This is a genomic window from Georgenia ruanii (genome assembly GCF_009193175.1).
Taxonomy (GTDB): domain Bacteria; phylum Actinomycetota; class Actinomycetes; order Actinomycetales; family Actinomycetaceae; genus Georgenia; species Georgenia ruanii.
On sequence record NZ_VUKE01000011.1, the window covers coordinates 69,217 to 81,668 of the forward strand.

Genomic DNA, 12,452 nt, shown 5'->3' on the forward strand with positions numbered 1-12,452 from the left:
CCGTGACCGACACCACCGACCTGTACCGCCAACGCATCTGGGACTCTCTGCGGCGCGTGGGCCGTCCCGACTCCCGCTTCCACTGGGACTTCTCGTCCTTCATCGCCGACTTCGAGGGCAACGAGGCGGCCACCGACCGGGTGCTCGCCCTGGACGCCTGGGACCGGGCCTCCCGGGTGTTCATCACCCCGGACAACTCCACCGAGCTGCTGCGCCGGGCCGCCATCCGCGCCGGCAAGACCCTCCTGGTCACCACCTACGGCATCCGGCGCGGCTTCCTCCAGCTGGAGCCGGGCCGCGTGCCCGCGGACGAGGTCAGCTACGCGGCGACGCTCGACGGGCTGGACCACTATGCCCGCCCGGTCAGCCTGGCGGACCTCCGCGGCGGCGAGCCGCTCGGTTTGCTCATCACGGGCGGGTCCGCGATCAGCCGCAACGGCATCCGCTTCGGCAAGGGCCACGGCTACTTCGACCTCGAGTGGGCCATGCTCTCCGAGATCGGACTGACCTCCCCGGCCACCGAGATCGTCGACATCGTCCACGACGAGCAGGTGGTCGACGAGGACCTCGCCGGCGAACCGCACGACGTCGCCGTCGACTGGATCGTCACCCCCACGCGCACCGTCCACGTCCAGCTCGACGGCGCCCGGGAGCCCGGGCGGGTGTTCTGGGACCTCGTGCCCGGCACCGAGCACGAGACCATCCCCCCGATCGTCGAGCTGCGTGAGCTTCGAGCCAGCGCCGGGGCCGGCCGATGAGCGGCATCTCGGTGCGCGGGGCCTCCAAGGTCTACGCCGGCCGGCACGGCGAGACGGTGGCGCTGGAGGGCGTGGACCTCGAGCTGCCCGAGCACTCGATGACCGCGCTGATCGGCGCCTCCGGCTGCGGGAAGTCCACGCTGCTGCGGCTGCTGGGCGACCTCGAGCAGCCCACCACGGGCGGCGTGCTCGTGGGTGGCCGGCCGCCGCACGAGCTGCGCCGGCAGGGCCGCATCGGCGTCGCGTTCCAGGACGCCGCCCTGCTGCCCTGGCAGAGCGTGCGCAAGAACATCGCCCTGTCCGTGCGGGCGTCGGGCCGGAAGGTGGACTGGGCGGAGGTGGACCACCTCGTCCGGCTCGTCGGGCTGGAGGGCTTCGCCGACGCCCGGCCCGGCCAGCTCTCCGGCGGGATGCGCCAGCGGGTCTCCATCGCCCGGGCCCTGGCGCTGCGGCCGCAGCTGCTGCTGCTCGACGAGCCGTTCGGGGCGCTGGACGAGCTGCTGCGCACGCAGATGAACATCGAGCTGCAGCGCATCTGGCTGGAGCAGCGCAGCACCACGGTGATCGTCACCCACTCCGTGGGCGAGGCCGTCTTCCTCGCCGACCGGGTCGTCATCATGGGCGCCCGGCCCGGCCGGGTGGTCGACGTCGTCGACGTGCCCTTCCCCCGCCCGCGCGACGCCGAGCTGCTGCGCTCGGCGGACTACCACGCGCTGTGCGACGAGGTCTCCGCCCGCCTGGCCGCCGCCATCGGCGGCGAGGCGACGACCCCGGCGGCCCCGGCGGGCGCGCACGCCCCGGCGGGGGTGGGGGCGTGACTCTGGAGCGGCGCCGCACCCTCGCCACGCTGGCAAGCCTGGTCCTCGTCTGGGAGGTCGTGGGCCGCCTGGGTCTGGTGGCCGACGGCGCGCTGCCGTCGCTGTCCGCCATCGCCGCCTCGCTCGTGCAGAGCTGGGCCGTGTACCCGCCGCACCTGGCCGCGACGCTGAGCGCCGCGGGCACCGGCTTCGTCCTGGGCAACGCGGTCGCCATCGTGCTGGCGCTGGCCTTCGCGCTGGTGCCGGTGCTGCAGCGGGTGACCTCCACGCTGCTGGTGACCTTGTTCTGCCTGCCCATCGTCGTCGTCGCGCCGATCCTGGGCATCGCCTACCACTCGGACTGGCCGAAGATCATCCTGGCCGCCCTGGCCGTGTTCTTCCCGACGATGATCTCCACGCTGGTGGGGCTCCGCACCGTGCCGCCGGGCGCCGTCGAGGTGGTGCGCGCCTCGGGCGGCGGCCGCCTGCGGGCCGTGGCCCTGGTGCGGCTGCGCCACGCCCTGCCGGACCTGCTCGCCGGGCTGCAGGTGGCCGCGCCGGCCGCGATGCTCGGCGCGCTGCTCGGCGAGTTCCTCGGCGGCCGGCGCGGCCTGGGCGTGTACCTGCTGGGGTCCATGGGCCGGGCCGAGCCGGCGACGCTGTGGGCCATCGGGCTCGTGGCGGCGGGCATCTCCGCCGCCGCCTACGGCCTGCTCGGGCTGGTGCGGCGCTCGCTCGGCGCCCACGACGTGCAGCCGATCGCGGACCCGACCGACTCCGGCGCCGGCGCGGCCGCGCGGCCCGCCGCCCGGGTGCTGCTGGCCCTGACCGGGGTGGTGGTGCTGCTCGGCGCCTGGTACGCCTTCGTGGGGTCCACCGGGCTGCCCACCACGGTGATGAACACGCCGCTGGACGTGTGGCACAACCTGGTCAGCGGGGAGAACGCCGCGCGGACCCGGGAGTCGCTGCTGCCCGCGCTGGGCGGCAGCCTCCTGGCCGCCGTCGTCGGATCGCTCGCGGGCATCGCCGTCGCCTGGCTGCTCGCCGTGGCGCTCACGCTCGTCCCGGCGGCCGCGCGCGTCACCATGCCGTTCGCGTTCCTGAGCCAGACCATGCCGATCATCGCGCTGGTGCCGCTCATCGCCCTGCTGTTCGGGCGCGGGACGCTCACGGTCGTCGTCGTGACGATCTCCGTGACCTTCTTCCCCGCCCTGGTGACCATCCAGCAGGGCCTCGCCAAGGCGCCGCAGGGCCAGCTCGACGTGCTGCGCTCGGTCGACGCCTCCCGGTGGACGACCCTGCGGCTGGTCACCATCCCCAACGCGACGCCGTACCTCCTCGCCTCGGTGCGCCTGGCGGCGCCGCGGGCGCTGGTCGGGGTGCTCCTGGCGGAGCAGTTCGTCACCGGCACCGGCCTGGGCGGACTGCTCGGCGCGTCCCGCGGCTACCTCGACTACCGCATGATGTGGGTCATTACCGCGGTGGTCGCCGTCGTCGCGGTGCTCACCTATGCCGCGGCGGAGGGCGCCGAGCGGGTCGTCCAGCGGCGCCGGGCCTGAGGACGGCCGGCATGCGGCGGCGGCCGCCGCCGCATGCCGGCCGTCAGCCGAACGCCGCGTCGATGACCTTGCGTGCGGGCCCGGCGCGGTCGAGAAAAGCGGTGCCGCCGTCGAGCAGCTCCCGCGCCGCCTGGATGAGCCCGGCGAGTGCGTTCCACGTGAAGGTGCCCCCGACGGAGATGCGGGCGACGCCGGCGTCGGCCAGCTCCGCGGGCGTCGGCCCGCCCCGGACGAGCAGCACGTTGACCGGCCGGTCGGTCTCCGCGCAGACGGTGCGGATCTGGTCGAGGTCGACCAGCCCCGGCGCGTAGAGGACGTCGGCGCCTGCCTGCTGGTATGCCTGCAGGCGGGCGAGGGTGTCGCGCAGGTCGGGCCGGCCGTGCAGGTAGTTCTCGCACCGGGCCGTGAGCACCAGCGGACCGGACGCCTGCGCTGCCGCCGCGATCCGCTCGCGGGCCAATCCGGCGTCATAGATCGGGTCGTCCTCGTGGCCGGTGTAGTCCTCGATGGAGCAGCCCGCCAGCCCGACCGCCCGGGCCGCGGTCACGGTCTCGGCGACCTCCCGCGGTGCGTCGGCGTACCCGTTCTCCAGGTCGGCCGACACCGGCACGTCCACCGCCCGGACCAGGTCGGCCGCGTTCGCCAGCGCCTCCTCCCGGGTGACGGCGCCGTCGTGCCGCCCGAGCGTGGCGGCGAAGCCGCTGCTCGTGGTCGCGACTGCCGCGAATCCCAGCTCGGCGAGGATCTTCGCGGACCCGGCGTCCCAGGCGTTGGGCAGCAGCAGCGGCGAGCCGGGTCGGTGCAGGGCGAGGAACTGCTCGGCGAGGTCGTCGGGCTCGGCTGCCATGGTGGCTCCTGCGGTTCGTCGGGTGCGTGTCCTCCCTGCGGGACGCCGCATCACCCAGTCTGCCGGAGGCCGGCGCAGCACAGGTACGGCCACCAGGGCAAGGCGGGGCCCGACGGCCGGCGGCTGTGCCCGCGGTCAGCCGGGCCGGGCCGCCGCGCCGGCGGTCAGCCGGCCCGGCCGGCCGCCAACATGTCGAGTGCCTCGACCAGCTCCCCGCGCCGTGAGAAGAACGGCGAGTGGTCGGCGTCGAGCTCGACGACCCGTTCGACGCCGCCCTCGCGCGCCATGCGGCGCTGCAGCGCCGGCGGGATGGCGTGGTCCTTGGTGGCCAGGACGTAGTCCCGGGGCCGGGTCAGCGCCCCGCCGGGCAGCCGCACCGGGTCGAGGAACGGCTGGAGCGGCTGCGGGCGGAAGCGCGGCAGCGCCCAGGCGACCTCGGCCTCGTCGCACTCGCCGAGGAAGACCTCGCGCGAGTCCTCGTCGGACATCGTCGCCACCGGCGGCTCACCGCTGACCACCATCGTGTCCTGCACGCCGTCGCCGGCGCCCTCGGGCAGCTGGGTCATGGCCACCAGGCTCATCCCGTCGGTGGGCAGGAACGCCGCGACGTAGATCAGCGACGCGATGCGCTCGGGGCACCGCCCCGCGGTGTGGGTGATCACGGCGCCGCCCATGCTGTGCCCGACCAGCACGGCCGGCTCCGGGTCGGCCGCCAGCGCCTCGCCCACCCGCGTCGCGTAGGCGTCGAGCGTGACGGCGCCGACCGGCGTGCGGTCGTCACCCGAGCCGGGCAGGTCGATGGCGTCGGCCCGGTGGCCGCGGGCGCGCAGCTCGGCGGCGGTGGACTCCCAGCACCACGCGCCGCTGAACGCGCCGTGGACGAGCAGGAAACGGGTCATCGGGGACGCCTCCTCAGGCGATCTTCGAGCGGTGGGTCAGCCCGTGCCAGGTGCGGTTGTGGTAGACGAGCGGGGGCTCCTCGTCGACGTCGGCCGGGATCGCCGCGTGGGTCTCGACCGCCTGGGCGGCCAGGACGACGGAGCTGCCCGCGCTCATCTGGTTGACGATGCGCCCGCGCAGCCACGTCGCGGCGCCGACCAGGTACGGCTCCCCCGTGGGCAGCCGGTCCCACAGGCTCGTGTCGGCGAACCGGTCGATGGCGCTGGTGGCGAAGACCTTGGCGACGTCGAGCTGGGCCGCGCCCAGCAGGTGCACGACGACGGTGTCGGCCCGCCGCAGCGCCGCCGTCGCCGAGGACGACGAGGCCAGGGAGAACACGAGCAGCGGCGGCTCGGCGGACACCGAGATCACCGAGGTGGCCGTCAGGCCGACCGGCCCGTCGCCGGCGTCGGCGGTGATGACCGCGACCCCGGCCGGGTAGTTGCGGAACACGGCCTTGAACTCCGCGGGGGTGACCATCCCGGGGAAGCCGCCGGTCCGCCGTTCGGTGAGGGTGCCGGGGCGGGCGGCCAGGTCGGCCACGTCTGCTGTCATGTCTGTCTCCTGCTTGATGTCGCGCACGGTGGAGCGGGACCGGCCGCGCGGGCCGCGGGCGCTAGGCCCGCTCACCGCGCTCGACGAGGCTGAAGAACTGCCACGCCGGGTTCTTCGCCAGGCCGGCCAGCGCCTTGCCGCACTGCTGCAGCACCACCGGCCCGGACGTGACGTGCTGGGTGCCGGCGTGCAGGTCGCGGAAGTAGCGCTGCAGGTCCCCGGTGCGCAGCGCGGCGGTGCCGGCCCACGTGTAGACCGTCATCCCGACGGCGTGGGCGGACCAGGTGGCGTGGTTGAGGGCGAGCCGAGTGAGGGTCTCCTGCTCGGTGCTCAGCAGCTCCCCGCGCGCCAGCGCGGCCTCGTTGTCGGCCCACACGTCCATGACGAAGGCGCGGGCGGCGCGCAGCTTCGCCTCGGCCTCGGCGAAGTCGGCGTGGAACTGGGCGGTGTCGACGCCCGCGCCCGGGGCGCCGGACTTCCTGCGCGCCAGGGCGGCCATCTCCTCGAGCATCCGCCGGCCGACGCCCAGCGCCCAGCCGGCGTGGTTCATGCCCGCCATGTTGGCCAGGCCGACGGAGTACAGCGCCCCGCCGTGCAGCGGCTCCTTGGTGCCCACCGGGTAGACGAAGGCGTCCGGCACGAACGCGTCCTCGATGATGTAGTCGTGGCTGCCGGTGGCCCGCAGCCCCATGACGTTCCAGTTGTCCACCACGGTGGTCTGCGCCTTGGGCAGGGTGAAGATCATGGCCTCGCCGGTGCCCTCGACGAGCGCGGCGGTGTGGATGTAGCCGGCGTGCGGGACGCCGGAGGCGAAGTTCCACGACCCGCTGAGCAGGTACCCGCCCTTGACCTTGTGCGCGCGGCCGTTGTCGGGGCGGGTGCCCTGGCCGGCCATGAGCTCGTAGCCGCCGTCGGCGTAGAGCTGCTCGGTCGCCTCGTCGCTGAGGTAGGCCGCCGTCGTCCCGGACTCCATCTGCAGCGCCATGGCGGACCAGCCGGTCGAGGCGTCAGCGTAGGCGAGCTTCTCGATGACGGCGATGACCTGGCGCGGGGAGCACTCGTAGCCGCCGAGCGAGACCGGGATCCCCATCCGGAAGACACCGGACTCGTGCAGGGCCGCGACGACGTCGTCACCCAGCCGGCGGGCGTCCTCGTTGGCGGCGCCGTTGGCCTTGATGAGCGGCACGAGGGCCTCCAGCCGGTCCATGAGCGGCTCGAACTCGTCGCTGACGTGGAGGGCGGATGCGGTGCCGAGCAGGTCCTGGGTCATGGTCCTCGTCCTTGGGGTCGCATGAGAAGCGGTTCGAGACGGAGTCTGTCCCCGGTGCCGCGCGGTCGGGGCACGGTCGGGCGCTTGTGGCCAAGGTGGGCAAGACGGGTGACGCCGGGAGACAACCGCCGCGTCGAACCGGCCCGGCCGCACGCTGGGCGCGGCCACAAGCCGGGTGCGGCAGCGCGCCGCGCGTCACCGACCCGCCGCGGCGCTCTCCGCGGTGTCGCCGCCGTCGGCCGATGGGCCCGGCGGCCGGCGGCGGTCGGGTGCGGCCGTCTCCCGGGTGACTGACGCGGACCAGCTGGCCAGCAGGTCCAGCTTCTCCGCCGACGGTGAGCCGGACTCGGCGGTGTAGGCGACGAGGAACTGACCCGGGTCGGTGACCAGCTCCAGGACGTCGAAGCCCAGGTCGAGGTCGCCGACGACGGGGTGGTGGAACCGCTGGATCCCGGTGCGGTAGGCGCGCACGTCGTGCGCGGCCCAGCGGACGCGGAACGGCTCGCTGTGCAGCGACAGCTCAGCCACGAGCCGGGCCAGCTCGGGGTCGTCGGGCGTGCGGCCGGCCTCGGCGCGGAGGCTGCCGACGGCGTCGAGGGCGATGCCCTCCCAGTCGCGGTAGAACGCGGCGGCGCGCTCCGGGGTGAGGTAGATGAACCGGGCCAGGTTCGCCGGCCGGCGCGGGTCGTCGAGCACCGGCGCGTACAGGGCCCGCCCGAGCGGGTTGGTCGCCAGTATGTCGAGGCGGCCGTTGCGCAGGAACGCGGCGGCGCCGGTCACCGAGTCCAGCAGGCGCTGCACGCTGGGGCGCACCACCTGCTGGGCCGGCCGGCGTGACGTCCGTTCGCGTGGCCCGTTGGCGGCGCGGGCGAGGTCGAACAGGTGCGCCGTCTCGATCTCGTCGAGCTGCAGCGCGCGGGCCACAGCAGCCAGCACGCCGTCCGAGACGCCGCGGAGGTTGCCCTTCTCCAGTCGCGTGAAGTACTCGGTCGACACCCCCGCGAGCTGGGCGACCTCCTCGCGGCGCAGCCCTGGCACCCGCCGCCTGCCGCCGAAGGTCTGCACGCCTGCCTGCTCCGGGCTGAGCCGCGCCCGGCGCGTGGCGAGGAACTGCCGCACCTCCTCACGGATGTCCACATCGACCACGCTACGGCCGCCCGCCGGCCCCAGGGGGGTTCTGTCGTGACCCGTCTGAGCGTGGCCTGGTTGCCCGTTCCCGGCCGGCGTTCTCTTGAGGGTGCGCAGCACGGTCAAACGGCGAGGGCCAGCCCCCCACCCTGATCGGCCGGTGCGCGTTCTCGACCACCTCCAGGAGCTTCGTTCCCATGTCGACCTCGTCCGTCTCGACCTCGTCCGTCACGGCCCGCGGTCCGGTCACCGGGACGCGCCCCGACGCCGGCCCGCGCGCGACCCTGGCCGCCGCGGTGCTGGCGTTCTTCGTCATCACGCTCGACGCCACAATCGTCAACGTGGCGCTGCCGTCCATCCGCGGCGACCTCGGCGGCGGCATCGCCGGCCTGCAGTGGGTCGTCGACGGCTACACGCTCATGTTCGCCGCGCTGCTGCTGTCCGCCGGCGCCCTGTCGGACCGCATCGGCGCCAAGCGCGCCCTCGCCGCGGGACTGGCGTTGTTTCTGCTCGGCTCGCTGGCGTGCGGCCTGGCCCCGAGCCTCGCCGTGCTCGTCGCCGCCCGGTTCGTCCAGGGCGCCGGTGCGGCGATGGTGACGCCGGCGTCGATGGCGATGATCCGCCACGCCTACGCCGACCCCGCCGCGCGGGCCCGCGCGGTGGGCATGTGGGCCATGGGCGGTGCGGTCGCCGCCGCGGCCGGCCCGGTGCTCGGCGGGCTGTTGAGCCTGGCCACCTGGCGCCTGATCTTCCTCATCAACCTGCCCGTCGGCGCGGTCACCCTGCTGCTGCTTACCCGTGCCGCCCGGTCGCCGCACCACTCCCATCCGTTCGACCGGGCCGGGCAGCTCACCGCCATGATCGCGATGAGCGGGCTGACCTACGGCGCGATCGACGCCGGCACGGCCGGCCTGACCGCGCCGCGGGTGCTGGCCGCGTTCGCCGTCGCCGCCGTGGCCTTCGTCGGCTTCGGGCTGGTGCAGGCGCGTGCCCGGCATCCGATGATGCCCCTGAAGCTCTTCCGTTCTCGCACGTTCGACGTCACGGTCGCCATCGGGTTCGCGTTCATGGTCGGCTTCTACGGCGCGCCGTTCCTGTTCAGCCTGTACTTCCAGCAGGTTCGCGGACTCTCACCGCTGGGCGCCGGGGCGGCGTTCGTCCCGATGATGGCGATCAGCGCCTGCCTGACCCCGTTCTCCGCCCGGATTGCCGAGCGAGTCGGCCCACGGATCCCGATCGTCGCCGGCCTGCTGTGCGCCGTCGCCGGCGCGCTGACCCTGGCGGCGGTGCCCGCCCACGCCCCGGTGTGGCTGCTGGCGGTTCTGCTGATCCCGGTCGGCCTGTCCGGGCCGCTGGTGATGCCGCCGACGACCGCGGTGATGCTCGCCCACGTCCCCGCGCACCGCGCCGGCACCGCCAGCGGGGTGTTCAATACGAGCCGACAGGTCGGCGGAGCGCTGGCGGTGGCGGTGTGCGGCGCGCTGCTGGGCGGTGCGAGCGGATTCCTGCCCGGGCTGCGCACCAGCCTCGTGATCACCGCCGTCGTCACGCTGGCCGCCGCGGCTGCCGCCCTGCTGCTCCGACCCATGACACGGGAGGCGTGATGAGCACCTGGACCGAGGAGGACCTCGTCGGCATCGGCGAGGCCGACGAGCTCGCCATCTCTCCCCGACGAGCCAACGGGTCTGACAGCCGGCCGACCACCATCTGGGTGGTCCGGGTCGGCGACGACCTGTTCGTCCGCTCCTGGCACGGCGTCTCCGGCGCCTGGTACCGGCGGGCGCGCGCCACCGGCCGGGGCCGCATCCGGGCCGGCGGGGTCGACCGGGAGGTCCGGTTCGCCGAGGCCGACGCCGGGCTGCGCGCCGCCGTCGACCGGGCCTACCGCAGCAAGTACGGCCGCTACGGCGAGGCCTACGTCGGCCCGATGGTCAGCGACGACGCCGCCGCGTCGACCTTGCAGCTCATCCCGGGCTGAACCCCGTCGACCCCGTGCTCCGAGCCCTGCTCCGCGAAGGTGACAACGGTCAGGCCGGGGCGCGGTCGGGCGGGAAGCCTCCGGTGGCGACGGGCCCCCAGCCGGTGATGGTGATGCGGATCAGGGACTTGCCCTGCTTGCGCATGGCCGCGCGGTACTCGGCCCAGTCGGGGTGGTCGCCGGCGATGCAGCGGTAGTACTCCACCAGCCCGTCCTCCGCCTCCTGCGAGGGCATGTCGAGGACCTCGGCGGTGCCGTCGACCTGCACCCAGGCGTCGTCCCAGTCGTCGGAGACCACCAGCACCGAGGCCGACGGGTTGCGCCGCAGGTTCACCGCCTTGGCCCGGTCGGGGTAGGTCGAGATCACGAGCCGCCCGGCGTCGTCGACGCCGCCGGTGACGGGAGACAGCTGGGGGCGACCGTCCGAGCGGGTCGTCATCAGGACGAGACGGTGGCGGCTGCCCAGGAACTGGAGCAGCTCCTCGCGGGAGACCCGGTCGGCGGTGGCGATGCGTGGCATGGCGCCGATCGTATACGGGGGCGACGTCCCGCCACGGGGGCAGGCCGAGAAGGTCCGGTGGCTCCGCCGGTCCCGGCCCGAGCTCCGCGGGCGCTGCGCCGTGGAGGCCCTCGTCAACGCTCACCCCGCCGCGTCACCGGCCCCCGAGCCGCTCCTCCTCGGTCGGCTGCGTCGCCCCGGTCATCAGGGCCACCACCTCGCTCATCGATCGCTCGCGGGGGCTGACCACCGCGGCCCGCCTGCCCAGCCGGTGGATGTGGATCCGGTCGGCCACCTCGAAGACGTGCGGCATGTCGTGGCTGATGAGCACGACCGGCATGCCCTTGTCCCGGATCTGCTTGATCAGGTCGATGACGGTGCCGGACTCGCGAACGCCGAGCGCGGCGGTGGGCTCGTCCATGATGATGACGCGCCGGCCGAACGCCGCCGCCCGGGCCACCGCCACGCCTTGGCGCTGGCCGCCCGAGAGCGTCTCGACCGGCTGGGTCACCGACCGGATGCCAATCTTGAGGGAACGGAACAGCTCCTCCGACTCCCGCCGCATGCGGGCCTTGTCCACCCGTCGGAACACCGCGCCGAGCACCCCGGGTCGGCGCGCCTCGCGGCCCATGAACAGGTTGCTGGCGATGTCCAGCGCCGGCACCAGTGCGAGGTCCTGGAACACGGTCTCGATGCCGTGCGCCCGCGCGTCACGGGTGGAGTGGAAGCGCATGAGCTCGCCGTCGATCCGGATCTCGCCGGAGTCTGGGACCACCACCCCGGACAGCGCCTTGATGAGCGTCGACTTTCCCGCGCCGTTGTCCCCGATGACGGCAAGTACCTCGCCCTCGCGCAGCTCGAAGTCCGCCTCGTCCATCGCCGTCACGCTGCCGTACCGCTTGGTCAGCCGCGTCGCCGTGAGGACGGGGCGTCCCGCGGCGGGTCCCGTACCCCCGGCGGGCCCCGTGCCTCCGGCGGGCTCGGTGCCCGGGGCGGGCTCGGCGGCCGGGGCGGGCCCGGTGGCCTGGGCGGGCCCGGCGTCCGGGGCGGACTCGGTGCCTGCGCCGGGGCCGGTCGCCTGGCTCACTGTGTCCTCCTGCGCGCCACCTGGTCGAGGGCCACAGCGGCGACCACGAGGATCCCGGTGGCGATGTTCTGGTAGAGGTTGTCGATGCCGGCTTGCGTCAGTCCGTTGCGCAGCACCGCCACGATGAGCGTGCCTACGAGGGTGCCGACCACCCCGCCGCGGCCGCCGAAGAGGCTCGTGCCACCGATGACGACGGCGGTGATCGTCTCGAGGTTGGCGTTCTGGTAGGCGTTCGGGTCCGCGTTCGGGATCCGGCCCAGGGCCGCCCACGCGCCCAGGGCGGCGATGAGGGCCGCCGAGAAGTAGACGGACACCAGGACCCGGGTGTCGCGGATTCCGGACAGACGCGCCGCCTCCGGGTTCCCGCCGACGGCGTAGAGGTGCTTCCCGGCGGACGTCTGCGTGAGGACGTACCAGGCACCGACGTAGAGCCCGAGCATCACCACCACGCCCCACGTCGTCGACGCGTTCCCGATCGAGATCCGGTTGCCCAGGGCCGTCAGCAGTCCGTCCGGGACCGCGTACGTCGTCGAGCCCGCATACAGCTGGGTCGCGGCGTAGACGACGGTGAGCATGCCCAGCGTCACGATGAACGGCGGCAGCCGCAGCGCGGCGACCACCGTGCCGTTGACCAGCCCCAGCACACCGAGCACGACGACGGCGGCCACCAGGCCGCCCACCGGCCCCTGGTCCAGCGAGACCTTGGCCATGAGGATGGTGCCCAGCACCGCCAGCGCGCCGATCGACAGGTCGATGCCCGCCGTCAGGATGATCAGCGTCTGCCCGACGGCGAGCATGCCGATGACGACGGACTGCTGGAGGATCAGGGACAGGTTGTTGGCGGTCAGGAACGTGTCGGTCGCGAGGCTGAAGACCGCCACGGCCACGACGAGCGCGGCGAGCGGCCCGATCAGCGGGTTCCGCAGCACCATCGCCAGGTTGACGCGCCCGCGCGCCGTCCCGGACGGGGTCAGGGCCGGATCGCTCATGTGGTCTCCGCTCAGCCGCGACGGTCAAGGCGTCGTGTCGGGTGGC

13 protein-coding genes are annotated in these 12,452 nt (G+C 74.1%); 5 read left to right on the forward strand and 8 right to left on the reverse strand.

The window, feature by feature from the left end; genetic code table 11:
- Positions 1–2: 2 nt before the first annotated feature.
- The 3 genes from GD880_RS11960 to GD880_RS11970 are packed head-to-tail and all read left to right on the forward strand — an operon-like array spanning position 3 to position 3,114.
- Complete coding sequence (locus GD880_RS11960) at positions 3–758, forward strand: 5-formyltetrahydrofolate cyclo-ligase (RefSeq protein WP_152231849.1); 756 nt, start codon at positions 3–5, stop codon at positions 756–758.
- The gene (locus tag GD880_RS11965) at positions 755–1,576 is read left to right on the forward strand and encodes an ABC transporter ATP-binding protein (RefSeq protein WP_152231850.1); all 822 of its coding nucleotides are present in this window, start codon (positions 755–757) and stop codon (positions 1,574–1,576) included. Before GD880_RS11960 ends, GD880_RS11965 begins: the two co-directional genes overlap by 4 nt.
- Positions 1,573–3,114 carry an ABC transporter permease gene (locus GD880_RS11970; RefSeq protein WP_193314476.1) on the forward strand — a complete coding sequence of 514 codons (1,542 nt, stop codon included), beginning with the start codon at positions 1,573–1,575 and terminating at the stop codon, positions 3,112–3,114. The genes GD880_RS11965 and GD880_RS11970 overlap by 4 nt, the downstream gene beginning before the upstream one ends.
- Positions 3,115–3,157: 43 nt before the next feature.
- On the opposite strand, the gene GD880_RS11975 is transcribed toward GD880_RS11970, so the two are convergent.
- The 5 genes from GD880_RS11975 to GD880_RS11995 form a co-directional block, all read right to left on the reverse strand.
- Positions 3,158–3,961, reverse strand: coding sequence for an isocitrate lyase/PEP mutase family protein (locus tag GD880_RS11975; RefSeq protein ID WP_152231852.1), 804 nt, complete (start codon positions 3,959–3,961; stop codon positions 3,158–3,160).
- Between the two features lie 164 nt (positions 3,962–4,125).
- Positions 4,126–4,860, reverse strand: a complete 735-nt coding sequence (locus tag GD880_RS11980; protein ID WP_152231853.1) for an alpha/beta fold hydrolase — start codon at positions 4,858–4,860, stop codon at positions 4,126–4,128.
- A gap of 13 nt (positions 4,861–4,873) precedes the next feature.
- Complete coding sequence (locus GD880_RS11985) at positions 4,874–5,455, reverse strand: flavin reductase family protein (RefSeq protein WP_226909605.1); 582 nt, start codon at positions 5,453–5,455, stop codon at positions 4,874–4,876.
- 61 nt (positions 5,456–5,516) lie between these two features.
- Positions 5,517–6,725, reverse strand: a complete 1,209-nt coding sequence (locus GD880_RS11990) for an acyl-CoA dehydrogenase family protein (RefSeq protein ID WP_152231854.1) — start codon at positions 6,723–6,725, stop codon at positions 5,517–5,519.
- A gap of 195 nt (positions 6,726–6,920) precedes the next feature.
- On the reverse strand, positions 6,921–7,862 hold the full coding sequence (locus GD880_RS11995; RefSeq protein ID WP_152231855.1) for a helix-turn-helix domain-containing protein: 942 nt from the start codon (positions 7,860–7,862) through the stop codon (positions 6,921–6,923).
- A 188-nt stretch (positions 7,863–8,050) separates the two neighbouring features.
- On the opposite strand from GD880_RS11995, the gene GD880_RS12000 reads away from it, so the two are divergent.
- Positions 8,051–9,457 (forward strand): DHA2 family efflux MFS transporter permease subunit, encoded by a 1,407-nt coding sequence (locus GD880_RS12000; protein ID WP_152231856.1) that lies wholly within the window; start codon positions 8,051–8,053, stop codon positions 9,455–9,457.
- Positions 9,457–9,831, forward strand: coding sequence for a DUF2255 family protein (locus GD880_RS12005; protein ID WP_152231857.1), 375 nt, complete (start codon positions 9,457–9,459; stop codon positions 9,829–9,831). The genes GD880_RS12000 and GD880_RS12005 overlap by 1 nt, the downstream gene beginning before the upstream one ends.
- A gap of 49 nt (positions 9,832–9,880) precedes the next feature.
- Here GD880_RS12005 and GD880_RS12010 read toward each other — a convergent pair whose 3' ends face one another.
- From GD880_RS12010 to GD880_RS12020, 3 genes are all read right to left on the reverse strand, one after another.
- Positions 9,881–10,351: a PPOX class F420-dependent oxidoreductase gene (locus GD880_RS12010; RefSeq protein ID WP_152231858.1), complete on the reverse strand. Its 471-nt coding sequence runs from the start codon at positions 10,349–10,351 to the stop codon at positions 9,881–9,883.
- A 133-nt stretch (positions 10,352–10,484) separates the two neighbouring features.
- The gene (locus GD880_RS12015; RefSeq protein ID WP_152199750.1) at positions 10,485–11,207 is read right to left on the reverse strand and encodes an ATP-binding cassette domain-containing protein; all 723 of its coding nucleotides are present in this window, start codon (positions 11,205–11,207) and stop codon (positions 10,485–10,487) included.
- A gap of 206 nt (positions 11,208–11,413) precedes the next feature.
- Positions 11,414–12,406 (reverse strand): ABC transporter permease, encoded by a 993-nt coding sequence (locus tag GD880_RS12020; protein ID WP_152231859.1) that lies wholly within the window; start codon positions 12,404–12,406, stop codon positions 11,414–11,416.
- Between the last annotated feature and the right edge of the window lie 46 nt (positions 12,407–12,452).

Coding starts and splice junctions, on each gene's coding strand:
- GD880_RS12010 (WP_152231858.1), bottom strand. CDS start 10,351: ATGCCACGCATCGCCACCGCCGACCGGGTCTCCCGCGAGGAGCTGCTC.
- GD880_RS12005 (WP_152231857.1), top strand. CDS start 9,457: ATGAGCACCTGGACCGAGGAGGACCTCGTCGGCATCGGCGAGGCCGAC.
- GD880_RS12000 (WP_152231856.1), top strand. CDS start 8,051: ATGTCGACCTCGTCCGTCTCGACCTCGTCCGTCACGGCCCGCGGTCCG.
- GD880_RS11975 (WP_152231852.1), bottom strand. CDS start 3,961: ATGGCAGCCGAGCCCGACGACCTCGCCGAGCAGTTCCTCGCCCTGCAC.
- GD880_RS12020 (WP_152231859.1), bottom strand. CDS start 12,406: ATGAGCGATCCGGCCCTGACCCCGTCCGGGACGGCGCGCGGGCGCGTC.
- GD880_RS11980 (WP_152231853.1), bottom strand. CDS start 4,860: ATGACCCGTTTCCTGCTCGTCCACGGCGCGTTCAGCGGCGCGTGGTGC.
- GD880_RS11985 (WP_226909605.1), bottom strand. CDS start 5,455: ATGACAGCAGACGTGGCCGACCTGGCCGCCCGCCCCGGCACCCTCACC.
- GD880_RS12015 (WP_152199750.1), bottom strand. CDS start 11,207: ATGGACGAGGCGGACTTCGAGCTGCGCGAGGGCGAGGTACTTGCCGTC.
- GD880_RS11965 (WP_152231850.1), top strand. CDS start 755: ATGAGCGGCATCTCGGTGCGCGGGGCCTCCAAGGTCTACGCCGGCCGG.
- GD880_RS11990 (WP_152231854.1), bottom strand. CDS start 6,725: ATGACCCAGGACCTGCTCGGCACCGCATCCGCCCTCCACGTCAGCGAC.